At 61.6% G+C, this 22,628-nt stretch carries 17 protein-coding genes and 2 tRNA genes; 8 read left to right on the top strand and 11 right to left on the bottom strand.

Annotation, left to right across the window (positions count from 1 at the left end; all coding sequences use genetic code 11):
• Positions 1 to 19: 19 nt before the first annotated feature.
• The 4 genes from xerD to thrC all read left to right on the top strand — a co-directional run bounded on the left by xerD (position 20) and on the right by thrC (position 4,715).
• Positions 20 to 916, top strand: coding sequence for a site-specific tyrosine recombinase XerD (gene xerD, locus PverR02_RS25505; protein WP_079444621.1), 897 nt, complete (start codon positions 20 to 22; stop codon positions 914 to 916).
• A gap of 156 nt (positions 917 to 1,072) precedes the next feature.
• On the top strand, positions 1,073 to 1,804 hold the full coding sequence (locus PverR02_RS25500) for a thioredoxin fold domain-containing protein (RefSeq protein WP_003175893.1): 732 nt from the start codon (positions 1,073 to 1,075) through the stop codon (positions 1,802 to 1,804).
• Between the two features lie 129 nt (positions 1,805 to 1,933).
• The gene (locus PverR02_RS25495) at positions 1,934 to 3,238 is read left to right on the top strand and encodes a homoserine dehydrogenase (protein ID WP_017846133.1); all 1,305 of its coding nucleotides are present in this window, start codon (positions 1,934 to 1,936) and stop codon (positions 3,236 to 3,238) included.
• Positions 3,239 to 3,305: 67 nt separating this feature from the next.
• Positions 3,306 to 4,715 carry a threonine synthase gene (gene thrC, locus PverR02_RS25490; protein WP_079444620.1) on the top strand — a complete coding sequence of 470 codons (1,410 nt, stop codon included), beginning with the start codon at positions 3,306 to 3,308 and terminating at the stop codon, positions 4,713 to 4,715.
• Positions 4,716 to 4,812: 97 nt separating this feature from the next.
• Here the strand turns inward: thrC and PverR02_RS25485 are convergent, their stop codons facing one another.
• Positions 4,813 to 5,034, bottom strand: coding sequence for a hypothetical protein (locus PverR02_RS25485; protein ID WP_017846131.1), 222 nt, complete (start codon positions 5,032 to 5,034; stop codon positions 4,813 to 4,815).
• A 313-nt stretch (positions 5,035 to 5,347) separates the two neighbouring features.
• On the opposite strand from PverR02_RS25485, the gene PverR02_RS25480 reads away from it, so the two are divergent.
• Positions 5,348 to 5,632, top strand: coding sequence for a DUF3509 domain-containing protein (locus tag PverR02_RS25480; RefSeq protein WP_017846130.1), 285 nt, complete (start codon positions 5,348 to 5,350; stop codon positions 5,630 to 5,632).
• Positions 5,633 to 5,802: 170 nt separating this feature from the next.
• Here the strand turns inward: PverR02_RS25480 and PverR02_RS25475 are convergent, their stop codons facing one another.
• Both PverR02_RS25475 and PverR02_RS25470 read right to left on the bottom strand, forming a co-directional pair.
• The gene (locus PverR02_RS25475; protein WP_079444619.1) at positions 5,803 to 6,672 is read right to left on the bottom strand and encodes a TIGR02285 family protein; all 870 of its coding nucleotides are present in this window, start codon (positions 6,670 to 6,672) and stop codon (positions 5,803 to 5,805) included.
• Positions 6,673 to 6,688: 16 nt separating this feature from the next.
• Entirely contained in the window at positions 6,689 to 7,888 is a 1,200-nt protein-coding gene (locus PverR02_RS25470; RefSeq protein ID WP_046382203.1) for a CaiB/BaiF CoA transferase family protein, read from the bottom strand.
• A gap of 148 nt (positions 7,889 to 8,036) precedes the next feature.
• On the opposite strand from PverR02_RS25470, the gene PverR02_RS25465 reads away from it, so the two are divergent.
• Positions 8,037 to 8,579: a YaeQ family protein gene (locus PverR02_RS25465; protein WP_017846127.1), complete on the top strand. Its 543-nt coding sequence runs from the start codon at positions 8,037 to 8,039 to the stop codon at positions 8,577 to 8,579.
• Between the two features lie 57 nt (positions 8,580 to 8,636).
• Entirely contained in the window at positions 8,637 to 10,346 is a 1,710-nt protein-coding gene (gene recJ / locus PverR02_RS25460) for a single-stranded-DNA-specific exonuclease RecJ (RefSeq protein WP_046382204.1), read from the top strand.
• Positions 10,347 to 10,453: 107 nt separating this feature from the next.
• Here the strand turns inward: recJ and PverR02_RS25455 are convergent, their stop codons facing one another.
• The 7 genes from PverR02_RS25455 to PverR02_RS25425 all read right to left on the bottom strand — a co-directional run bounded on the left by PverR02_RS25455 (position 10,454) and on the right by PverR02_RS25425 (position 20,183).
• Positions 10,454 to 11,734: a virulence factor family protein gene (locus PverR02_RS25455; protein ID WP_046382205.1), complete on the bottom strand. Its 1,281-nt coding sequence runs from the start codon at positions 11,732 to 11,734 to the stop codon at positions 10,454 to 10,456.
• Positions 11,734 to 14,376: a bifunctional lysylphosphatidylglycerol flippase/synthetase MprF gene (mprF, locus tag PverR02_RS25450; protein ID WP_079444618.1), complete on the bottom strand. Its 2,643-nt coding sequence runs from the start codon at positions 14,374 to 14,376 to the stop codon at positions 11,734 to 11,736. Before mprF ends, PverR02_RS25455 begins: the two co-directional genes overlap by 1 nt.
• A 267-nt stretch (positions 14,377 to 14,643) precedes the next feature.
• A tRNA-Met gene (locus PverR02_RS25445) sits at positions 14,644 to 14,720 on the bottom strand.
• Positions 14,721 to 14,894: 174 nt separating this feature from the next.
• Positions 14,895 to 16,019, bottom strand: a complete 1,125-nt coding sequence (locus PverR02_RS25440) for an ABC transporter permease (RefSeq protein WP_046382207.1) — start codon at positions 16,017 to 16,019, stop codon at positions 14,895 to 14,897.
• Position 16,020: 1 nt separating this feature from the next.
• A complete protein-coding gene (gene rbbA, locus PverR02_RS25435; protein ID WP_079444617.1) occupies positions 16,021 to 18,762 on the bottom strand; it encodes a ribosome-associated ATPase/putative transporter RbbA in 2,742 nt (913 codons plus the stop codon).
• 2 nt (positions 18,763 to 18,764) lie between these two features.
• The gene (locus tag PverR02_RS25430; protein ID WP_079444616.1) at positions 18,765 to 19,808 is read right to left on the bottom strand and encodes an HlyD family secretion protein; all 1,044 of its coding nucleotides are present in this window, start codon (positions 19,806 to 19,808) and stop codon (positions 18,765 to 18,767) included.
• A 298-nt stretch (positions 19,809 to 20,106) separates the two neighbouring features.
• Positions 20,107 to 20,183, bottom strand: a tRNA-Met gene (locus tag PverR02_RS25425).
• A 281-nt stretch (positions 20,184 to 20,464) separates the two neighbouring features.
• Here PverR02_RS25425 and dinB point away from each other — a divergent pair.
• On the top strand, positions 20,465 to 21,523 hold the full coding sequence (gene dinB, locus PverR02_RS25420; RefSeq protein ID WP_079444615.1) for a DNA polymerase IV: 1,059 nt from the start codon (positions 20,465 to 20,467) through the stop codon (positions 21,521 to 21,523).
• Between the two features lie 145 nt (positions 21,524 to 21,668).
• On the opposite strand, the gene PverR02_RS25415 is transcribed toward dinB, so the two are convergent.
• The gene (locus tag PverR02_RS25415) at positions 21,669 to 22,622 is read right to left on the bottom strand and encodes a hypothetical protein (RefSeq protein WP_057004562.1); all 954 of its coding nucleotides are present in this window, start codon (positions 22,620 to 22,622) and stop codon (positions 21,669 to 21,671) included.
• Positions 22,623 to 22,628 lie beyond the last annotated feature (6 nt).

Below are 22,628 nucleotides of genomic sequence, written 5' to 3'. Positions count from 1 at the left end.
GTCATCTGCCTGAGCCCCCATGCCCGCCATCGACCATCCTCTGATTGACCGCTTCCTCGACGCCCTCTGGCTGGAAAAAGGCCTGTCGGACAACACTCGCCAGGCCTACCGCAGCGACCTGGCGCTGTTCAACGGCTGGCTGCAGGAAAAAAACCTCGAGCTGATCAATGCCGGCCGTGAGTTGATCCTCGATCACCTGGCCTGGCGCCTGGAGCAGAACTACAAGCCGCGCTCCACAGCGCGCTTCCTTTCCGGTGTGCGTGGCTTTTATCGCTACCTGCTGCGGGAAAAGCTCATTACCCTCGACCCGACGTTACAGGTCGACATGCCGCAATTGGGTCGGCCATTGCCCAAGTCCTTGTCGGAAGCCGATGTTGACGCCTTGCTCGCCGCCCCGGACTTGAGCGAAGCCATCGGCCAGCGCGACCGTGCCATGCTCGAAGTGCTGTACGCCTGCGGCCTGCGGGTGACCGAGCTGATCAGCCTGACCCTCGAGCAAGTCAACCTGCGCCAGGGCGTGCTGCGGGTGATGGGCAAGGGCAGCAAGGAGCGGCTGGTGCCGATGGGGGAAGAAGCGATTGTGTGGGTCGAGCGCTACATGCGCGATGCGCGCGGCGAACTGCTCGGTGGGCGCCCCAGCGATGTGCTGTTCCCCAGCCAGCGCGGTGAGCAGATGACCCGCCAGACTTTCTGGCATCGCATCAAGCACCAGGCCAAGGTGGCGGGGATCGGCAAGAGCCTGTCGCCGCATACTCTGCGCCATGCATTTGCCACGCATTTGCTCAACCACGGCGCGGATTTGCGCGTGGTGCAAATGCTCCTTGGCCACAGTGACTTATCCACAACCCAGATCTACACCCATGTGGCACGGGCGCGCTTGCAGGATATGCACGCCAAGCACCATCCGCGAGGCTGAAAACCGCCAAATTATCCCGCCACGGGCTGCCCTGCGGCCCAACTGTGGTAGGCTTTGCCGGTTAGCAAAGGGGACGGCGTGACTTGTGATTACAGTGCCGTGTTTCCAGATCGGTGTTCGACACACCCGTCCCTGCATCTGCCTTCAGGAGTTCCCATGCGCTTGACCCAGATTATTGCCGCCGCAGCCATTGCGTTGGTTTCCACCTTTGCCGTCGCCGATGACGCTGCCGAGCAGACTATTCGCAAGAGCCTGGCCAACCTGCAACTCGACACACCGATCGAAAGCATCAGTGCCAGCCCGATGGCCGGTCTGTACGAAGTCAAGCTCAAGGGCAGCCGCGTGTTGTATGCCAGTGCCGACGGCCAGTACATTGTCCAGGGCTACCTGTTCCAGTTGAAGGACGGTAAGCCGGTCAACCTGACCGAGAAAGCCGAGCGCCTGGGCGTGTCCAAGCTGATCAACGGCATTCCGGTTGCAGAAACCGTGGTCTACCCGGCCATCGGCGAGACCAAGACGCACATCACCGTGTTCACCGACACCACCTGCCCGTACTGCCACAAGCTGCACGCCGAAGTGCCGGCGCTGAACAAGCTCGGTGTGGAAGTGCGCTATGTCGCGTTCCCGCGTCAGGGCCTCGGTTCGCCGGGCGACGAGCAGTTGCAGGCGGTCTGGTGCTCGGCCGACAAGAAAGCGGCGATGGACAAGATGGTCGACGGCAAGGAAATCAAAGCGGCCAAGTGCGCCAATCCGGTTTCCAAGCAGTTCGCCCTGGGCCAGTCCATTGGTGTAAACGGTACACCGGCCATCGTTTTGGCTGACGGCCAGGTGATTCCGGGCTATCAGCCGGCACCGCAAGTTGCCAAACTGGCGCTGAGTGCCAAATAAACCAGCATCGTCGAACCTTTGACGATCATGGCCCTTCGATAAGTCGATGGGCCATTAATTGAAAGCCGCGGTTGTGCGGCTGTTTTCCACGGCCGACCTTGCGTCGGCCGTTTCATGGGGAGTTCTTCAGTGAAACCGGTCAAAGTAGGCATCTGTGGGTTAGGGACCGTCGGTGGCGGCACCTTCAACGTACTTCAGCGTAATGCTGAAGAAATTTCCCGCCGTGCAGGGCGCGGGATTGAAGTGGCGCAAATTGCCACGCGTTCGCCAAAGCCTCAGTTCGAAACGACCGGTATTGCGATTACCAACGATGTCTTCGCCGTGGCGACCAACCCAGAAATCGATATCGTCATCGAGCTGGTGGGCGGCTATACCATTGCCCGCGAGCTGGTGCTCAAGGCGATCGAAAACGGCAAGCACGTGGTCACCGCCAACAAGGCGCTGATCGCCGTCCACGGCAACGAGATCTTCGCCAAGGCGCGTGAGAAGGGCGTGATCGTCGCGTTCGAAGCCGCGGTGGCCGGTGGTATCCCGGTGATCAAGGCGATCCGTGAAGGCCTGTCCGCCAACCGCATCAACTGGGTGGCCGGCATCATCAATGGCACCGGTAACTTCATCCTCACCGAAATGCGCGAGAAGGGCCGCACCTTCGAAGACGTGCTGGCCGAAGCCCAGGCTCTGGGTTACGCCGAAGCCGACCCGACCTTCGACGTTGAAGGCATCGACGCGGCGCACAAACTGACCATCCTTGCGTCCATTGCCTTTGGCATCCCGCTGCAGTTCGACAAGGCCTACACCGAAGGCATCACCCAGCTGACCACTGCCGACGTGAATTACGCCGAAGCCCTGGGCTATCGCATCAAGCACCTGGGCGTGGCGCGCTGCACCGCGGCCGGTATCGAGTTGCGCGTACACCCAACGCTGATCCCGGCCGACCGCCTGATCGCCAACGTCAATGGCGTGATGAACGCCGTGATGGTCAACGGTGACGCCGCCGGTTCGACCCTGTTCTACGGTGCCGGCGCCGGTATGGAGCCGACCGCTTCGTCGGTGATCGCCGACCTGGTGGACGTGGTTCGCGCCATGACCAGCGACCCGGAAAACCGCGTGCCGCACCTGGCCTTCCAGCCGGATTCGCTGTCGGCCCACCCGATCCTGCCGATCGAGGCGTGCGAAAGCGCCTACTACCTGCGCATCCAGGCCAAGGATCATCCGGGCGTATTGGCCCAGGTTGCCAGCATCCTGTCGGAACGTGGCATCAACATCGAGTCGATCATGCAGAAGGAAGTCGAGGAGCAGAACGGCCAGGTGCCGATGATCCTGCTGACTCACCGCGTGCTCGAGCAGCACATCAACGATGCCATCAAAGCCCTGGAAGCCTTGCAAGGCGTAGTGGGCCCGGTGGTACGGATTCGCGTCGAACACCTGAACTAACCGATTTGTTCCAGGGGCCCCGTGTGATCGGCGGCCCCTGTTCGAGAATATTTTAGAGGAGCCAGTCATGCGTTACATCAGCACCCGCGGCCAGGCACCGGCCCTGAATTTCGAAGACGTTTTGTTGGCAGGTCTTGCCACCGACGGCGGCCTGTACGTGCCGGAAAACCTGCCACGCTTCACCCAGGAAGAAATCGCTTCCTGGGCCGGCCTGCCGTATCACGAACTGGCGTTCCGGGTGATGCGCCCGTTCGTCACCGGCAGCATTCCGGATGCGGATTTCAAAAAGATCCTGGAAGAGACCTACGGCGTGTTTTCCCACAACGCCATCGCGCCTCTGCGCCAACTGAATGGCAATGAGTGGGTTTTGGAGCTGTTCCATGGCCCGACCCTGGCGTTCAAGGACTTCGCTCTGCAACTGCTGGGGCGCCTGCTCGATTACGTGCTGGAGAAGCGCGGCGAGCGCGTGGTGATCATCGGCGCCACTTCCGGTGATACCGGCTCGGCGGCCATCGAAGGCTGCAAGCACTGCGAAAACGTCGACATCTTCATCCTGCACCCGCACAAGCGCGTGTCGGAAGTACAGCGTCGGCAGATGACCACCATCTTCGGTGAAAACATCCACAACATCGCTATCGAAGGCAACTTCGACGACTGCCAGGAAATGGTCAAGAACAGCTTCGCTGACCAGAGCTTCCTCAAGGGCACGCGCCTGGTTGCGGTGAACTCGATCAACTGGGCGCGGATCATGGCCCAGATCGTCTACTACTTCCACGCCGCGCTGCAGCTGGGCGGGCCGGCGCGTTCGGTGTCGTTCTCGGTGCCGACCGGCAACTTCGGCGACATCTTCGCCGGCTACCTGGCGCGCAACATGGGCCTGCCGATCAATCAGTTGATCGTCGCCACCAACCGCAACGACATCCTGCACCGCTTCATGAGCGGCAACCAGTACGTCAAGGAAACCCTGCACGCCACCTTGTCGCCGTCGATGGACATCATGGTGTCGTCGAACTTCGAACGCCTGCTGTTCGACATGCACGGCCGCAACGGCGCGGCGATTGCCGGCTTGATGGACACCTTCAAAAGCGGTGGCGGTTTCAGTGTCGATGAAGAGCGCTGGACCGAAACCCGCAAGCTGTTCGACTCCCTGGCCGTGAACGATGCGCAGACCTGCGAAACCATCGCAGAAGTCTATGCCCAGACCGGCGAACTGCTCGACCCGCACACCGCGATCGGCGTGAGGGCTGCACGCGAATGCCGTCGCAGCCTGGATATCCCGATGGTGATCCTCGGCACCGCGCACCCGGTCAAATTCCCGGAAGCGGTGGAGAAGGCCGGCGTTGGCAAGGCGCTGGAGTTGCCGGAGCATCTGTCCGACCTGTTCGAGCGTGAAGAGCGTTGCACCGTGCTGCCGAATGACCTGAAGGCGATGCAGGCGTTTGTCAGCCAGCATGGCAATCGCGGTAAGCCGCTGTAAGGCAAACTGCCGGCGCCCTGGCGCAGACAAAAACGCCGCTTTCCCTTCCGTGGGTCAGCGGCGTTTTTCGTTTCAGGCAGGCCCGGGTTGCTGAGCGTTATGAGAGTAGTTTCTGCGCCACGACAATCACGGTGCCGACAGCGGCGTAGAAACCCGTGGCGATACCCACGGGGTACCAGAAAGTCTCACAGGTTATCTTCAAGGACTCTGCGTTGAGCTTGCCTCGCTCGGCATGCATGCGTGAAATCTCGGCATAGATGCGAGATACGTCAGCATGCATCTTCTCCATCGACGCTTGTTGTTCGTTGTGTTCCACCATCATGTTCATCCTTAGCAATAAGGGCCTTTGACATGCACTTCTAGCTGCGTGACAGCGTGATCAGCGCTTACCGAGTATAGGGTTCACCCTCGGCCGCGCTGCAGGGCGAACCCCGAAACGGCCGCCCATTGCGTAAGCAGTTATGTGCGGCCGTTTTTTCGTTGTCATGTTGCAAGCGCATGCTGGATCAAGTCACTCCCTGACGGCTCCATAAACACGAAAAAGCGAACTTTCCTACGTTACAAACAGTCACTTAGGAGAGAGGCAACCCCCATTGAAACGATTGTTCCCGAACTATTGAGTGGTGATCGAAATGGAAAGTATCAGCCTATTGCTCGAAGAAGCGCTGAGCCCTTATCAGGTTACGCTGACCACCGCTGGTGTGCAGGGCGAGTGCCTGGTAACCGTAAAGAACCCTGCTGGTGCCATCGTGGTCGAGCGTGAAGTCGACCGAGCGCAACTGACCGACAAGCGCGTCCTGGTGGATGTCGTGGATTGCTTGCTGCGCGATCTGAAAATCGCCGAAGGGCGCCTGGAGCCCTCGGTCATCGCTGCCTTGCGCAATGCGGCCCAGACCCGCAGCAGCGCCCTCGCATGAAGAATTGTTTATCCGCGGAAACTTCCTACGGCGTGGCCGGTCAGATTTAGTAACAGCAAGAGCAGACATTGTGCTCCGGTGTTTGTGACTTGCTGTACTGGTCTTTGTAGGCCACGTTTAACCCCGAAGTGTCTCCCCACTCTTCGGGGTTTCTTTTTGCCCGCGATTTATCACGGGGTGGGCACTTCTTCATAGAATCGCGAATGGTCCAGCAGGTATTGCTCGCGCAGGGCCGGGTCGAGCCATGACGCGTAGGAACGCAGCAACTGCGCCTGCGGCAGGTTGCCCAGCAACTGGTTGATACGCGCCATGACCTCGCGCCCCTCGGGCGTATCCGAACAACCGATATGGATGTGCTGATAGGGCGCGGTGCCGGCAATCGGATAGAACGCCAGCCCTTCGGGATCGATGCCTTGCCGCAATGCGTGATAGCGAATTTCGGTCCAGTAACCCAGTACGCCTTCCAGGCGTCCCAGGCGCTGCATTTGCAGCAGGCTGCCCAAGGCGTCGGTGCCGTAGTGCATCACTCGATTGTGCGTGTCGCCTTGCTGCAGCATGCCGTCGATGAATGGCCCGTAGCTGCGCTCGGCGATGATGCCCAGGCGTGTGCTCTTGTCCCGTAGCATCGCGTCCAGGTCGACCTTGCCTTGCACGATAAAGGGCGCCAGGACTTCACGGTTTTGCTGGCGGACGACCACGCCATTGCTCACCACGGGAAACGCCTGGCCGGAATACACAATCCATTGGGTCCGCTCCGGCGTCCACAGCAGGGTAGGGTCGCAGGTGAGGGAGGGCGCCTGGAGCATCTGCATGCCCCGCGCACGGTTGACGTGCTGGACCTGGTGCTGATACTCCGGCAGGTGCTCCATCAGCATCGGCAACAATTCGTCGATGGCGCCCTGGCCTTTTTGCGGGCCTTCGAAGATCGTCAGCGGCGGCAGGTCGCGAACCAGCCAGATCAAGGTCTGCGCCGCCTGGGTCGGTAGCGGCAATAGCCCCAACAAGGGCGCGCACAGGTGCAATAGCCAGCGGCGAGTCATTATCTTGAACGCGCCATCAGATCGCCCCTTGTTCACGCAAGCGGATGATGGCCGCCGCGTCATAGCCCAGCTCACCGAGTACCACGCTGTTGTGTTCGCCCAGTTGCGGTCCCACCCACTCGCAACTGCCAGGGGTGTCGGAGAGCTTGGGCACGATGCCTGGCATCTTGAAGTCCTTGCCGTCGGGCAGTTGCGCCTTGAGGAACATTTCCCGCGCCAGGAATTGCGGGTCCCCGAGCATGTCTTCGGCGCTATAGATGCGGCTGGCCGGCACCTCGGCCTTGTTGAGTTGCTCGACCACCTGTTCCAGCGGCAGCGAATTGACCCAGCGATCAATCACGCCATACAGCTCGTCGCGGCGCTCGTCACGCCCGTCATTACTGGCCAATTGCGGGTCGTTGGCCAGATCCTCACGGCCGATGGCGGACATGAAGCGCTTGAAGATCGCATCGCCGTTGGCGCCGATCTGCACATGCTTGCCGTCCGCGCTGGTGTGGATCGAGGACGGTGTGATGCCGGGCATGATGTTGCCGGTGCGTTCGCGGATGAACCCGAACACATCGAACTCCGGGATCATGCTTTCCATCATGGCGAAGATGGCCTCATACAGTGCCACATCCACCACCTGGCCCAGCCCGCCGTTGACCTCGCGGTGACGCAACGCCATCAGCGCGCCGATCACCGCCCACAGGGCGGCAATGGAGTCGCCGATGGAAATCCCGGTGCGTACCGGCGGGCGGTCTTCAAAGCCGGTGATGTAACGCAGCCCGCCCATCGATTCGCCGACCGCGCCAAACCCCGGCTGGTCTTTCATCGGGCCGGTCTGGCCAAAGCCCGAGAGGCGCACCATCACCAGCTTGGGGTTCAGCGCGTGCAGGGTGTCCCAGCTCAGGCCGAGCTTTTCCAGGACGCCGGGGCGGAAGTTCTCGATCAGGATGTCGGCGTCCGCCAGCAACTGCTTGAGGATGGCCAGGCCGTCGGGGTGCTTGAGGTTCAGCGTCAGTGATTTTTTGTTGCGTGCCTGTACGAACCACCACAGTGAGGTGCCTTCGTACAGCTTGCGCCATTTGCGCAGCGGGTCGCCGCCGTCCGGGGATTCGACCTTGATCACTTCGGCGCCGAATTCGGCGCAGATGCGTGAAGCGAACGGGCCGGCGATCAGGGTGCCGAGTTCGATGACTTTCAGGCCGGCAAGCGGTTTGGCGTTAAACGACATGAGGAACCTTTCATACGCAGCACAGTGGTGTAATGCCTTTTAACATAGGCGAGTCGCGCAGGGATAAGGATGATGCAGCGCAGGATTCGTTGAATAGCCCTACCATCGGTTAGACTGCCCGCCTTTCCCTGTCTCTAGAAGCCCGTTCATGGCCCAGCCGTCCACGACCTACAAGTTCGAACTCAACCTCACCGACCTCGATCGCTCGGTGTACGAGAGCGTCAAACAGACCATTGCCCGCCACCCTTCGGAAACCGAAGAGCGCATGACCGTGCGTCTGCTGGCCTACGCCCTTTGGTACAGCGAGCAGCTGTCGTTTGGCCGTGGACTGTCAGATGTAGACGAGCCAGCCCTGTGGGAAAAAAGTCTGGATGATCGGGTTTTGCACTGGATCGAAGTCGGCCAGCCCGATGCCGACCGCCTGACCTGGTGCTCGCGTCGTGCCGAGCGTACCAGTCTGCTGGCTTACGGCAGCCTGCGCGTGTGGGAAGGCAAGGTGATTCCGGTGGCGAAAACCCTGAAGAACGTCCACATCGCCGCCGTGCCGCAGGAAGTCCTCGAGACCCTGGCCAAGGACATGCCCCGCGTGATCAAGTGGGACGTGATGATCAGCGAAGGCACGATCTTCGTCACCGATGATCGTGGCCAGCATGAAGTGCAACTGCAATGGCTGATCGGCGAGCGCGGTTGAGCTAGCGCTTGTAGCTTGCCGTTAATATTTCCCCTACAGAGAATTTCCCAGCGTCCCATGCGTATCGATCCCCGCCCGTTGCCTGCTGTCCTGCCGTTTCTCGGTGAATTGCCACCGCTGTTGACCCGCCTCTACGCTGCGCGCGGGGTGCGCTCGGAGGCTGAGCTGGACAAGAGCCTGGCGCGGTTGATCCCTTATCAGCAGCTCAAGGGCATCGACGCCGCGGTAGACCTGCTGGTGACGGCCTTGGAGCAACGCCAGCGCATCCTGATCGTCGGCGATTTCGACGCCGATGGCGCCACTGCCAGTACGGTGGGCACCTTGGGCCTGCGCTTGCTCGGTGCGGCCCATGTCGATTACCTGGTGCCCAACCGTTTCGAATACGGCTACGGCCTGACGCCAGAAATCGTCGCCGTGGCCCTGCAGCGCGAGCCGCAGTTGCTGATCACCGTGGATAACGGCATCTCCAGCGTCGAAGGCGTGGCGGCGGCGAAAGCGGCGGGGCTCAAGGTGCTGGTCACCGACCACCACTTGCCGGGGGATGAGTTGCCGGCGGCGGATGCCATCGTCAACCCGAACCAGCCCGGCTGTGAGTTTCCGAGCAAGGCGTTGGCCGGGGTCGGGGTGATCTTTTATGTCTTGATGGCCCTGCGCGCCCGTTTGCGCAGCCTGGGCTGGTACGAGAACACGCAGCAGCCGAACATTGGCGAGTTGCTTGACCTGGTCGCCCTGGGCAGCGTCGCCGACGTGGTGCCGCTGGACGCCAATAACCGCATCCTGGTCCACCAGGGCCTGGAGCGTATCCGTGCCGGTCGCGCGCGGCCGGGGATCAAGGCGATCCTCGAAGTGGCCAAGCGTGACCACGCTCGCCTCACGTCCACTGACCTCGGGTTTATCCTCGGGCCACGGCTCAATGCCGCCGGGCGCCTGGACGATATGAGCCTGGGCATCGAATGCCTGCTCACCACGGATTTCGCCGCCGCACGGGAGATGGCCGCGCAACTGGACGGCATGAACCAGGACCGCAAATCCATCGAACAAGGCATGCAGCGCGAGGCCCTGGCCCAGCTCAAGGACTTGCCGCTGGAGTCGATGCCGTATGGCTTGTGCCTGTTCGACCCGGAGTGGCACCAAGGTGTGATCGGGATCCTGGCGTCGCGCATGAAAGAGCGCTATTTCCGTCCGACCATCGCCTTTGCCGACGCCGGTGATGGCCTGCTCAAGGGCTCAGGCCGCTCGGTGCAGGGCTTTCACATCCGCGATGCGCTGGCGGTGGTGGCGAGCCAGCATCCCAACCTGATCAGCAAATACGGCGGTCACGCCATGGCGGCCGGCCTGACATTGCCCGAGGCGAATTTCCCGTTGTTTGCCCAGGCCTTCGATGCCGAAGTGCGTCGGCAACTGCGCGAAGAAGACTTGACCGGCCGGCTATTGTCCGACGGCACCCTGGCGGTGGAAGAGTTTCACCTGGAGCTGGCGCGCGCGCTACGGCATGCCGGCCCCTGGGGGCAGCACTTCCCCGAGCCGTTGTTTCACGGGGTGTTTCAGTTGGTCGAGCAGCGTGTGGTGGGGGAGCGGCACCTGAAAGTGGTGCTCAAGAGCGAATGCGGCTCCGTGAAGCTCGATGGCATTGCGTTTGGGGTTGACCGTGAAGTCTGGCCGAACCCGACCGTGCGTTGGGTGGAGTTGGCCTACAAGCTGGATGTGAACGAGTTCCGTGGGCAGGAAACCGTGCAGTTGATGATTGCGCATATCGAGCCGCGCTAGTTCCAACCCCAATGTGGGAGGGGGCTTGCCCCCGATAGCGGTATGACTGACCTATCGCTATCGGGGGCAAGCCCCCTCCCACATTGGGTTTTGCGTACAGCGCGGAATTACTCGGCCTTGGCCTGGTGCTTGACGATGATATCCACCAAACGCTTGGCCAGCGCCGGGTAGTTCTCATCGAAGTGGTGCCCGCCCGGCAGCTTGATCGCTTCGCCGACGGCGGTCTTGTCGGTGCAGCCGCTTTCGTCGACCTCTTCGGCACCGTAGATGCACACCACCTTGGCCGCTGGCAGCTTGGCCATTTCCGGGCCGGTCGCGGCTTCTTTGCCGGCGTTGCCCAGCCAACCTTCCACTTCGATTTCAAAGCTGCCGGTGCGTGCGAACGCCAGCAGGATGATTGCGTCGACGCGCTGCTGCTCGCTTTCCGGCATGCGGTTGTAGATGGCCGGCAACACGTCGGCGCCGAACGAATAGCCGGTCAGTACGAAGCGCTTGGTGCCCCATTTCTGCCGATAGTGCTGCATCAGCTCGCTGAGGTCCTTGGCGCTTTGTTCCGGAGTCTTGTGCTGCCAGTAGTAGCGCAGGGTGTCGATGCCCACGACCGGGTAGCCGATCTTGGCCATTTCACCGGCCACGTCGCGGTCGAGGTCACGCCAGCCGCCGTCACCGGAGAGGAACAGGGTCACGGTGTCCTTGGCCTGGCCAGCCGGGACTTCCACGACCGGAATCGCCAGGCCGCCGTTGTCCGAACCGACCAGTTGCTTGCGCAGTTCGTTATTCAGCACTTGTGGGTAGTGAATGTCGTAGTCGCTGATGCTGGTGGTGGCGCGGGGGGTGTCGCGCACGAAACTGGCGCTTTCATCGTCAGGGTTGTCGTTCCACGCCACCAGCCAGTTGCCGTGGGCGGCGGTTTTCGGCAGCGGGTCTTTGCAGCCTTCCTGCACCAGGGCGAAGCCGACGGAGATGGCATTGGCCTTGTCGTCATTCTGTGTGGCCAGCCAGCGCCAGGCGAGGGCGGCGCCAGGGCCGATGCCGCTGACCAGCGTCGCAGGGCCCTTGAGCTGGCTCAGGGCGCCTTGCAGTGCCTGTTGCTGCAGTGTGCAGTCATCCTTGGGCAGGATCACCTGCACGATCTGCGCCTTGCCGCCCTGGCTGAGGGCAATCAGTTGGCTGTCGGTCAGGGTCTCGTCGGCCATCACCGCCACGGCCACGCGGGCTTTGGGGGTGCCGGCCGGGGTGACGCGGGTCATCACCGAGCCATCGGCCTGGGGCAGTTGCTCCAGGGTCGGCTGTGGGGCAGGGCGGTTCCAGTACCAATAGCCGCCACCCAGGACCACGGCGAGCAGCACCACAAAGGCTAATACATACCGCCAGGAGCGTCGAATCATCAGCGTTTCACCAATCCAGTCAAGCCGCCTGCGATCAGGGCGGCGGTATCGGCCAGTGCCACCAGCGGATCAAGTCCTGCGGGCACGGCCATGTAACGGGGTTCCCAGTCAGGCTGGAACTTGTCTTTGAAGCGGCGCAAACCTTGGAAGTTATACAGTTGCTCGCCACGGCGGAACACCATCGAGCCCAGGCGTTGGGTCAGCGGCGCGCCACGACGCGGTTGCAGGCCAGACAATGGCACCATGCCGAGGCTGAAGCGAGCATAACCGTGGCTCTTATAGTGTTGAATCAGGCCGACCATCATGAATTCCATGGTCAGCTTGGGCGCATCGGGGTGGGCGCGCATCAGGTCGAGGCTGGCCAGGTCGTGGCTGTAGGTCTCGAGCAGGTTGGCGAAGGCCACCGGGTGCCCTTCGAAGCGAATGATCGCGATGCGAAAGTGCTTGAGGTAGTCGTCGCTGAAGCGTCCCAGGGAAAACCCCTTCTCCCGCACGTTCTTGCCGGTCAGCCAGGCGTCGGAAATAACCTTGAGTTCGTCCATCGGCGCCGTGCCCGGTTCGTGGATCTCCAGGGACAAGCCATCCCGGGTGCCACGGTTCCAGGTGTAGCGCAAATCCTTCATCTCTTTGCCCTTGGCTTCCAGGTCAAAGCGTTTCAGGTCGACGCGGGCTTCTTCGCCCAGCTTGATCGCGGTCAGGCCGATGTCCATGTAGTACGGCAGGTTTTCCGCGCGTACCTGGTAGAACACCGGGCGCGCATGGTGGATGTCGCACAGGTCGCGGAACTGCCAGATCATCTCGGCGCGGGGTTGGGTCGGGCCGATCGGGTCGTACAGGGCTACCAGGCTGCGCCCGCGACGGGCATACATCAGGAAGGCTTCGTCGTTGGGGTGGAACAGCAGCGCCTTGTCGCCGGTCAGCGCCAGGCCTCCGTCGGGTTGCGATGAGGCCATCAGGATCTTGGTGGCGCGTTCCAGTTCTTCGGCTGTCGGCAGGTGGATCACCGGGCGCGCGGTACGCAGCAGCCAGGTCAGCGACACGATCACCAGCAGCACCGCGGCCCCCAACAGCGAGCGCAGGCCGCGCGGGGCGTTGGCGTCGAGGGTGAACTGCCACCACAGTTGGTGGCTATACGGGACGTCTTGATAGGCAAACAGCAGCAGCCAGATCGAAGCCCCCAGCACGCACACGCTGGCTACCAGGTACAGCGGCGAGAACGGCAATTCGGTCAGCCGGCTGGCGCGGTAGAAGGAGCGGCGGAAGATCGCCAGCAGCACGGCGGTCATGGTCATCAGGCTGGCTTCTTCCCAGTCGAAGCCCTTGAGCAGCGAGAGCAGGGCGCCGGTCAGCAGCAGCACCATGGTCAACATCCAGGCCGCCGACAAGCGTCGACGCAGGCCTTGGGCCAGCAACAGACACAACACGCCGATCAGGCTCGCGCCAAAGTGCGAGGCGTCAATCAGGCGGTGGGGAATCAGGAAGCCGATGTTTTCCAGGCGTGAGTCGATCTCCGGCGTGGCGCCAGAAAACAGCAGGACCACGCCGGACAAAAAAACCAGTAAGGCCAGCACCGGCGCGGCGAAGCCCGACGCCACGCGCAGGCTCTGCTGGGTCTGGAACAGGCGCTGGGCCTCGTTGACCAGCAGGAACACACAGGCGATCAGCAGCGGCAGCACCACATAGATCATGCGGTACAGCAGCAGGGCGGCGGCCAATGGCGCGGCGCCGAGCTTGTCGGCAAAGGCCGCGAGCAGGATCGCCTCGAACACCCCGACGCCACCCGGCACATGGCTGAGTACGCCAGCGGCCAGCGCCAGCAGGTACACCAGCAGGAACGGGCCGAACGGTGGCGCTTCCGGCAGCAGCATATAAAGGACGGTGGCGGCAGCGGCGACGTCCAGCGCGGTGATGATCAGTTGCAGGAACGTCAGGCGTCGACCGGGCAGGCGCAGGGTGCGGCGGCCGACCTTGACCAGCAGGTTGTCCGTGTAGGGCTGTTCCGGCAGGCGACGGCGATAAATCCCGATGCACAGCGCGGCCGACAACAGCAACACGACGCCGGCAATCGCCCCCAGCAAGGCTTGCGACACATGCAGGGCAGTGGACGCGGCGGGCAAGTTGCTCAAGGTGGCCAAGGCCGCCAGCGGCGGCAGGGCGCAGCCCAGGGAGAGGCTGGCGAACACAGTCATGCGGGCGACTTCCGAAGCCCCGATGCCATGGCGCGCATATAAACGGTAACGCACCGAACCGCCCGAGAGCATCGACAGGCCAATGGCGTTGCCGATGGCAAAGGCGGTAAAGCCGCCGAGGGCGAGGGTCTTGCGGGGCAGTTTCACCCCGGCATAGCGTGCGCCGGAGAACTCATAGCCCAATAGAATGACGAAGCCGGCGATGGCGGCGACGAACGCGCCCAGCAACGCCGGTTTGGGTACTTCCAGGATCGAGTCGTGGAGGGCGTAGAGATCCAGTTCCAGCAGCAGGTGTCGGCAGGCGATCAGGGCGATTGCGAACAGCAACAGCGTCACGGCCAGCCCGATGGGTTGCCGATACTTGCTTAACAGATCCAGCCAGCGCAAACGGGTGGGAGTGATCGGTTGTGTCGCTGTGACAGGGTCTTGTGGTTCAGACGAGTTGGCGCGCATCAATCACCTCGTGGATTGTGCGCGACAGGATGGGGGTATCCAGCCAAGTTACCAATCCCTATGGACAAAATAATTACAAATATTAACGCGGATCACCGGATGCGGCGACTGCGGCCATTGGTCGTAGAAGGATCAAGCATAGCGTGCGATGAAATGGACTCCACGAAACGTCTAGGGTTTCATGAAAGATGCCATGTCATTGTTTCAGAAGAACTTTTTTGTCAGATACAAAAAAGGCCACTCTTTCGAGTAGCCTTTTTTGATGTTTGGTTGCGGGAGCCGGATTTGAACCGACGACCTTCGGGTTATGAGCCCGACGAGCTACCAGACTGCTCCATCCCGCGTCTGTGGCCGGCATTCTACAGCCCAGCGGCGGAGTGTCAACCGTTAATGGTCCGTTGGGTCAAATAAGTGCAAATTGGCCGTTGAATCTCAACGAAATGCGCTAAGTGCGCGCTCGGGCAAGGTTTTTTGTCGGACAATCGTCCACGCCTGACGCGGGCAGGCGCAAAAAAGCCTTAGCGCAAGGTCGCAACAGACTGGCGGAACAGCAGCAAACTCATCGCGATAAATGTCACGCCCATCACCAGGACCGTCACGAACTCTTTCCACACGATATCGAGGCCCGCGCCTCGATACACGATCGCCTGCATGAAGCTCACATAGTGCCGCGACGGGAAAAACCACGTCACGTACTGGACCCATTGCGGCTGGCTCTCGATGGGCGACATGCCGCCCGACAGCATCATCATCGGCATGACGGCCATCATCATCAGCAGGGCAAATTGCGCCATGGTGCGGGCGAGGGTGCCAAGGAAGATGCCGATCGCTGCCGTGGCGAAGATATAGATGAGGGTGCCGAGCAGCAGCACACCGCGCGAGCCGGCAATCGGAACGTCGAGAAGGCCCTCGACCACGAACAACAGGGAACAGATGAAGCCGATGAAGATCACCAGCCCGCTCGACCACACTTTGGCGAGCGCTATCTCGAAGGCCGTCAACGGCATCACCAACAAGTGCTCGATCGTGCCGTGCTCGCGCTCGCGCAAGAGCGCCGCGCCGGTCAGGATAATGATCAGCATCGACAACTGATCGGCAAGGCCGACGATCGCGCGGAACCAGGATTGTGTGCCGTTGGCATTGAAGGCGCGGCGCACGACGAGATCGGAGGGCAGCCCGGTGGTTTGCTGCGCCTCCTGTCGGTAGCGCGTGACTTCGTCGGTCACCATGTTCTGGATATAGCCCGACCCCAGGGACGCCTGCTGGACCGCGGTGGCGTCTGCGTTGACCTGGACTTCGATATCGCGGCCCTTTCGCACATCCGCTTCAAAGTGCGGAGGAATCACGATGACGAGGGTGTAAAGGCCGTTGTCCATGCCGCGATCGATGTCGGCGGCGCTGATCATCTTGGCTGCCTGGAAGTACGGCGGATAGAACAGTCCGGCAATCGATCGCGACAGGCTGGAGTGGTCCTCGTCGACGATCGCCACGGAGGCATTGTTGACGGTCTCGCCGGCTCCGGTCGACTGCATATAAATGCTGAGGCCGAAGGAATAGATGATGAAGAGGATCATCATCAGGTCCTTCGAGAGGGTGCGCAGATCTTTGACGCCGAGCCAGAAAATGTTGGAGAGACTCTGCATCTTATTTCTCCTGTTTGCGCAGGAGCAGCGCGGACAGCAATAAGAAGGCCGGGCAAAACAGGCTCAGCGCGAGCAGGTCGGTCACCATGTCGGTGAAGCCAAGCCCCTTGGTGAACGCACCGACACTCATGTGCATGTAATAGCTCGTCGGCCAGAGGTACCCCATGAGGCGCGCGCCGCCCTCCAGCGTCGAGACGGGCTGCATCATGCCGGAGAACTGCATGGTCGGCAGCATCGACAGCACCGCTCCGGCGAACACCGCTGCGACCTGGCTTGAGGTGAACGTCGAGATGAACAGCCCGTAGCCGGTGGCCGCCGCCACATAGAACAGCGCGCCCAGGGTCAGCGTAAGGCCGTCGCCCTTGAGCGGAACATCGAAGAGGAACCGCACGGTCACGGTCATGATGAAGAAATTGATCATGCCGACGCCAATGTAGGGCAGTTGTTTGCCGATCAGGAACTCCAGGCGCGTCGTGGGCGTGGCGTAGAAGTTCGTGATCGTGCCGATCTCCTTTTCACGGGCAACGCTGACGGCTGTGAGAATGGCGAGAAACATCATGAGCAGCATCGCCGGCACGGCCGGCCCGATCGCATAAATGCTCTCGGCCGTCGGGTTGTAACGGTTGCGGATCACGATGCTGGTCGTCGGTTTCTTGCTCGCTACGTCGCTGGACTGGCGCTTTCTCTCTTCGGCGAAGAGGTTGTGCGCCGACTCGACGTAACCCTCGATGGTGGCGGCGCGCGAGGTGTTGGCGCCGTCGATCCAGGCCGATACCTGCCAATCCGAGTCGCGCTTTACCAGGCGCCCGAAGCCAGGTGGGATTTCGATGGCCAGCGTGATGTCGTTCGACTTCAGGCGCCTTTGCATTTCGTCGACGCTGTGGATCGGCGTCTTTTCGGTGAAATATCGGGAGCTCGAGTAGTTGGCGAGATAGGCTCTGCTCTCCGGCGTGTCGTCGTGGTCGAACGCCGCATAGGTGAGGTTGGTCACATCGCTGGAGACGCCGAAGCCGAAGATCAACAGCATGATGAAGGAGCCGAGGAAGGCGAAGGCGAGCCGTACCGGATCGCGCATAAGCGACAACGTCTCGCACTTGGTAAAGGCCAGGAGGCGGCGCAGCGGCATGAAGGTCGAGCGGCTGGGCGACAACGCCGCTGCATCGCGCTGGGTCTGCGCCTCGGCATCCGCCACGGAGGGCGCGGGCGCAGCGGGCTCGGCATCCTCGATATAGGCGATGAACGCCTCTTCGAGATTCGCGCTGCCCTTGGCGGTAATGACGTTTTGCGGCGTGTCGCAGACGAGGACGCGACCGGCGTGCATCAATGAGATGCGGTCGCAGCGCATGGCTTCGCTCATGAAATGCGTGGAGACGAAGATCGTGACATTGCGGGTTCGCGAGAGATCGCCGAGCAAGCGCCAGAATTCATCGCGTGCCAGCGGATCGACGCCCGAGGTCGGCTCGTCAAGGATCAGCAACTCGGGGTCGTGAACGATCCCCACGGCCAGCGAGAGGCGCTGTCGCACGCCGAGCGGCAGCGAGTTCGCTTCGGTGTCGGCATAGTCGACAAGGCCGACATCGACCATGAGCTGGGCGATACGCGCGTTAGCGTGGTCCGCGGCCAGATGAAAAAGGCGCGCATGAAGACGCAGGTTTTGCCGCACGGTGAGTTCGCCATAGAGCGAGAACGATTGCGACATGAAGCCGACGCGCTGGCGGACCGACAGGTCGTTGGCATCGACAGGTTTGCCGCAGACCTCGGCCTCTCCCTCGCTTGGCGCCAGCAGTCCGGTCAGCATCTTCATGGTGGTGGTCTTGCCGCTGCCGTTCGAGCCGAGGAAGCCGAAGATTTCTCCGCGCTCGATGGCGAAGCTGACGTTATCGACCGCGGTGAAACTGCCGAAACGACGTGTCAGATTCCTCGCGACAATGACCGGCGCCTCGCTGCCTGGTTGGCGCGGCGGAATGACGAAGCGCTGCGCCGTCGATTTGTGCCCCGGCTGTAGGGCGGCAAACACCGCTTCGATGTCTTGTTGGCCGGTCTTCTCGCGCAGCTCATCCGCGGTGCCGCAGGCAAGCACGCGGGCGTGATCCATTGCGATGAGCCAATCGCATTGGCCGGCCTCGTCCATATAGGCGGTGGAAATGACGACACTCATCGTCGGTCGCTCGCGCCGCAGTTCGCTGATCAGGTCCCAGAACTGTCGACGCGACAACGGATCGACGCCGGTCGTCGGCTCATCGAGAATGAGCAGGTCGGGGTCGTGAATGAGCGCGCAGCACAGGCCGAGCTTTTGCTTCATGCCGCCCGACAGCTTTCCGGCCGGCCGCTCGAGAAACGCGAGTAAGCCTATCGCCGCCGCCAGGCGCCGGGTGCGTGCGTCACGTTCCGATGCGGACAGGCCGAAGAGGGTGGCGAAGAAGGCCAAGTTCTCGCGGACGCTGATTTCCTGATAGAGGTTTTTGCCGAGCCCTTGCGGCATATAGGCAATGCGTGTGCAGACGGAGCGGCGGTGCCGGGCATTGCTCATGCTGCCGCCGAGGACCTCGACCGATCCGGTCTGCATCTTCCGCGCACCGGCGATCAGGCCGAGCAGCGTGGACTTGCCGGCGGCGTCAGGGCCGATGATGCCCGTCATCTGGCCGCTCGGCAGTGCGAGCGAGACATTGTCGAGCGCTAGAACCTTGCCATAGACATGGCTCGCGTTGGAAACCTCGGCAATCAGCGCTGCGCGAGTCTCCATTATCAATCCTCAGCGTCGACAGGATCGGCCTGAATGCGCTTTTGCAGGGTGTCCGGCCAATTGGGCGGGTTCGGATCGAGGCGCACATAGCCGATGCCGCGGGTGCCCGTTTTCACTTGGTTGAGGTGGCGCGCGATGAGGCTCGGCGGGATGCGCAGCTTGACCCGGAACATAAGCTTGTCGCGTTCGCTGCGCGTCTCGACCTGCTTGGGCGTGAACTGCGCGTCCGGCGACACGAAACTCACTTTGGCCGGCACGGCGAAGTCGGCACCGTCGAACACAATTCGTGCGGCCGACCCGATCGTTACGCGCATGGCCTGTTCGGAGGGGAGATAAATCTCCATGTAGATTTCGGACAGGTCGATGATCGTCAGCACCTTTCCGCCCGCCGAAACGACTTCCCCGGGGTTGACGAGACGATACAGAACACGCCCCTGCACGGGCGCCACAAGAATGGTGTCGGCGATCTGGGCGTCGGTCTGATTAACCAGGGCTTGTGCGGCCACCACCGAACGCTCGCGCGCGGTTACGGTCCGCTGCGCGGCGTCGAGAACGGCGCGCGCAGAATCGCGTTCGCCCTGCGCCTCATCGCGGTTGTCCTCACTGATCGCCCCGGTGACGATCAGCTTGAGGGCGCGGCGCAGCTTTGCTTCCTTGAGGGTCAGTTCTGCCTGCCGTTGCACGACGGTCGCCTTTGCCTCGAGCATCGAGGCCTCCTCGGAAGCCACGTCGGCGGCATATTTGGCGCGTTGCGCTTGCAACTCCGTGGTATCGAGGCGGGCGAGCACCTGGCCTTCGGTGACGAGGTCACCTTCCCGGGCCAGCACCTCGCGCACGCGTCCGGCCAACTTCGCGGCGATGTCGATTTGGTCGGATTCGATGCGGCCGTTCCCGGAGACAATGCCCTCGGGCAACTTGCCTTGCTGGCTTTGCCACCAGTACCAGGCGCCACCGGCGCCGGCTGCCAAGACGATGACAAGGATCAGAACAATCCTTGTGACACGCCGCCAAGACCACTTTGCATCGTTACTCGGGATGGCCGTCATGATCCGATCCTTGAGTGGGGAGGCGTGAAGATCGATTGAGGCGTACACCAGCACCTGTCAGGCCGCGAGACGCAAACGCGGGCGCGTTATTTCATCCGTTGCGGCAGGTGAATTCCGATGCTTGCCCATCCGGGTAAACGTTACCAACCAAGGGCTGCACATAACGTTGATTTTTATCAAGCAATCGAGCCGAAACCGGGCGCGGCCATCGCCCTCAGTCTCAGTCATTAAAATCAGCACAAACGAAAACACCGCCGCGACGGTGAGGTCGTGGCGGTGTTTGACGTGTACTTAAAACTGGTTGCGGGAGCCGGATTTGAACCGACGACCTTCGGGTTATGAGCCCGACGAGCTACCAGACTGCTCCATCCCGCGTCTGTGTGTCGGCATTCTACAGCGCAACGCAGGGGTGTCAACCTATGAATCGAAGAAAAGCGCTTGTGCTTCAATCGGTTAGCTCTCCATCACAGCCAGGTTGAGCCTTCGGGGCCAGTCTGGCCGAGGGTTTCAGCTCTATTGGCAGGTTAAATTCGATTGAGAAAATAAATTCATCTGAGAAATTTCCTACCGCTCAAGCGGAAGATTCAAACTACTGGTGCTATATACAGGGGTGAGTGCGATACTGCCCATCCGTTGGATTGCTCCCCTTCTTATATATGACGCAGCGCAAAATCATCCACGTCGACTGTGATTGCTTCTACGCCGCCATCGAGATGCGCGATGACCCGAGCCTGGCGCAAAAACCGCTGGCCGTCGGCGGCTCGGCGGATCGGCGCGGGGTGATCGCAACCTGCAACTACGAAGCGCGGGCCTATGGGGTGCGTTCGGCGATGTCATCACGCCATGCCTTGAAGCTCTGCCCCGACCTGACCATCGTCAAGCCGCGTATGGATGCCTATAAGGAAGCGTCGAAGGAAATCCACGGCATCTTTCGCGACTATACCGACCTGATCGAGCCGCTTTCCCTGGATGAGGCTTACCTGGATGTTTCCGACAGCCCGCATTTTGGCGGCAGCGCCACGCGAATTGCCCAGGACATCCGCCGCCGGGTCTCCAATCAGTTGCATATCACCGTGTCCGCCGGTGTGGCGCCCAACAAGTTTCTGGCCAAGATCGCCAGTGATTGGAAGAAACCCAACGGCCTGTTTGTGATCACCCCGGACCAGGTCGAAGACTTTGTGTCGATATTGCCGGTGAAAAAGCTGCATGGCGTGGGCAAGGTGACCGCCGACAAGCTGGCGCGCCTGGGGATCGAAGACTGCCTGCAGTTGCGCGAATGGAACAAGCTGGCGCTGGTGCGCGAATTCGGCAGTTTTGGCGAGCGACTGTGGAACCTGGCGCGTGGGATAGATGAGCGCGAGGTGCAGAACGACAGTCGTCGGCAATCGATCAGTGTGGAAAATACCTACGATGTGGACCTGCCAGATCTTTCAAGTTGCCTGGCGAAACTGCCTGAACTGATGGAAACCCTGGCTGGACGCATCGCGCGCATCGACAGCAGTTACCGCGCGGGGAAGCCGTTCGTGAAGGTGAAGTTTCATGACTTTACCCAGACGACCCTGGAGCAGGCGGGGGCAGGGCGGGACCTGGAGAGTTATCAACAGCTGATGACCCAGGCGTTCAATCGCGGTGGCAAGCCGGTGCGGTTGCTGGGGATTGGGGTGCGGTTGCTCGACCTGAGCAGTGGCAATGAACAACTCGAACTCTCCTGGTAGAGCCCGGAAACCAAATGTGGGAGGGGCGGTGCGACGATTCGACTTGCTCCCGATAGCGGTGTGTCAGTCAACTAAGGTGTTGAATGTGTCACCGCTATCGGGGGCAAGCCCCCTCCCACATTAGTCCTTTAGTGCTCCTGAGGGCTCAGCGTGCGCCAGGATCTGCGACGAGTCGCCCCGCGTCCTTGGTCAGCGCTTGCAGGAATTCCTGCTGCAACTCCGGATCATTGTGGGTCAGTTCGATCAGGCTCTGCTCCAGTTCGCTGGCTTCTTCCTCCAGGCCCAGCTCCGACAGGCGCTTGACCCGGTGGACCCACTGGCTGACTTCGTCGTCTTCCAGGTCGTCGTAGATCAGGCCGTGGGCTTCGAGCAACTTGCCGCGCAGTGTGTGGCTCACCGCCAGGGTCGAGTCCGAATGTACGTCGTCCTGGCCATCTTCCACGCTGATCTTCAAGGTGCTGATGCGGTTCAGATCCTGCTCGGCAAACGGGCTGTCCAACAGGTTCAGGCGCAGTACGCCGTTGCGGTCGGTGGTCATTTCATACACTTGCCTGCCGGCGGTGACCTGCACCGGGCGTTCGCTCCAGGGCAGGCTCGAATACTCCACGCGCTTGTCGCGCTGGACTTCATCGATACCCGCCAGGTTCTGTTGTGCACGCCCGTGGGATTGCACGTTCATGAACGGGTTGATGCCGTCGATGCCGTAGCTCAGCCAATCGTGGGTCATGCTAGTCGGCAGGTTGCCGAGGGCGAAGATATTCGCCACGTTGGCGCCCGCGCCGGCCACCAAAGCGACCGCGCCCAGCGGCATCTCATAGAGTTTGCGCCAGGGTTGGTAGGGGGTGTAGCGGTCGTAACGACGGGTGACTTCGAATTCGGTGACCTCGAAGGTCTTCTGCTCGTGAATGCGAACCCGGCGTTGCGGCAGCTCCAGCACTTTGGGTTCGCCTACATCGATCTGCAGGCTGTGGTCGAGCAACTTACGCTCGACCCGCTCCTCGTGCTCACTGCGTTGCGACATCTGGTTGGCGCAGCCGCTGACCAGCAGGGCGCCGCACAAGGCGGCGCCCCCCAGGGCTCTGGTGTTTCGCTTGAACATGACTTC

It is taken from the genome of Pseudomonas veronii (genome assembly GCF_002028325.1).
GTDB classification, from domain to species: Bacteria; Pseudomonadota; Gammaproteobacteria; order Pseudomonadales; family Pseudomonadaceae; genus Aquipseudomonas; species Aquipseudomonas veronii.
The sequence above is the reverse complement of the archived record's forward strand: the minus strand, read 5'-3'. Positions and strand labels throughout refer to the sequence as shown.

Excerpts from the sequence above, each read along its gene's own strand:
- xerD (WP_079444621.1), top strand. The coding sequence starts at position 20 with ATGCCCGCCATCGACCATCCTCTGATTGACCGCTTCCTCGACGCCCTC.
- PverR02_RS25415 (WP_057004562.1), bottom strand. The coding sequence starts at position 22,622 with ATGTTCAAGCGAAACACCAGAGCCCTGGGGGGCGCCGCCTTGTGCGGC.
- thrC (WP_079444620.1), top strand. The coding sequence starts at position 3,306 with ATGCGTTACATCAGCACCCGCGGCCAGGCACCGGCCCTGAATTTCGAA.
- rbbA (WP_079444617.1), bottom strand. The coding sequence starts at position 18,762 with ATGGAGACTCGCGCAGCGCTGATTGCCGAGGTTTCCAACGCGAGCCAT.
- PverR02_RS25465 (WP_017846127.1), top strand. The coding sequence starts at position 8,037 with ATGGCCCAGCCGTCCACGACCTACAAGTTCGAACTCAACCTCACCGAC.
- PverR02_RS25430 (WP_079444616.1), bottom strand. The coding sequence starts at position 19,808 with ATGACGGCCATCCCGAGTAACGATGCAAAGTGGTCTTGGCGGCGTGTC.
- PverR02_RS25500 (WP_003175893.1), top strand. The coding sequence starts at position 1,073 with ATGCGCTTGACCCAGATTATTGCCGCCGCAGCCATTGCGTTGGTTTCC.
- mprF (WP_079444618.1), bottom strand. The coding sequence starts at position 14,376 with ATGCGCGCCAACTCGTCTGAACCACAAGACCCTGTCACAGCGACACAA.
- dinB (WP_079444615.1), top strand. The coding sequence starts at position 20,465 with ATGACGCAGCGCAAAATCATCCACGTCGACTGTGATTGCTTCTACGCC.
- recJ (WP_046382204.1), top strand. The coding sequence starts at position 8,637 with ATGCGTATCGATCCCCGCCCGTTGCCTGCTGTCCTGCCGTTTCTCGGT.
- PverR02_RS25475 (WP_079444619.1), bottom strand. The coding sequence starts at position 6,672 with ATGACTCGCCGCTGGCTATTGCACCTGTGCGCGCCCTTGTTGGGGCTA.
- PverR02_RS25440 (WP_046382207.1), bottom strand. The coding sequence starts at position 16,019 with ATGCAGAGTCTCTCCAACATTTTCTGGCTCGGCGTCAAAGATCTGCGC.
- PverR02_RS25480 (WP_017846130.1), top strand. The coding sequence starts at position 5,348 with ATGGAAAGTATCAGCCTATTGCTCGAAGAAGCGCTGAGCCCTTATCAG.
- PverR02_RS25470 (WP_046382203.1), bottom strand. The coding sequence starts at position 7,888 with ATGTCGTTTAACGCCAAACCGCTTGCCGGCCTGAAAGTCATCGAACTC.
- PverR02_RS25485 (WP_017846131.1), bottom strand. The coding sequence starts at position 5,034 with ATGGTGGAACACAACGAACAACAAGCGTCGATGGAGAAGATGCATGCT.
- PverR02_RS25455 (WP_046382205.1), bottom strand. The coding sequence starts at position 11,734 with ATGATTCGACGCTCCTGGCGGTATGTATTAGCCTTTGTGGTGCTGCTC.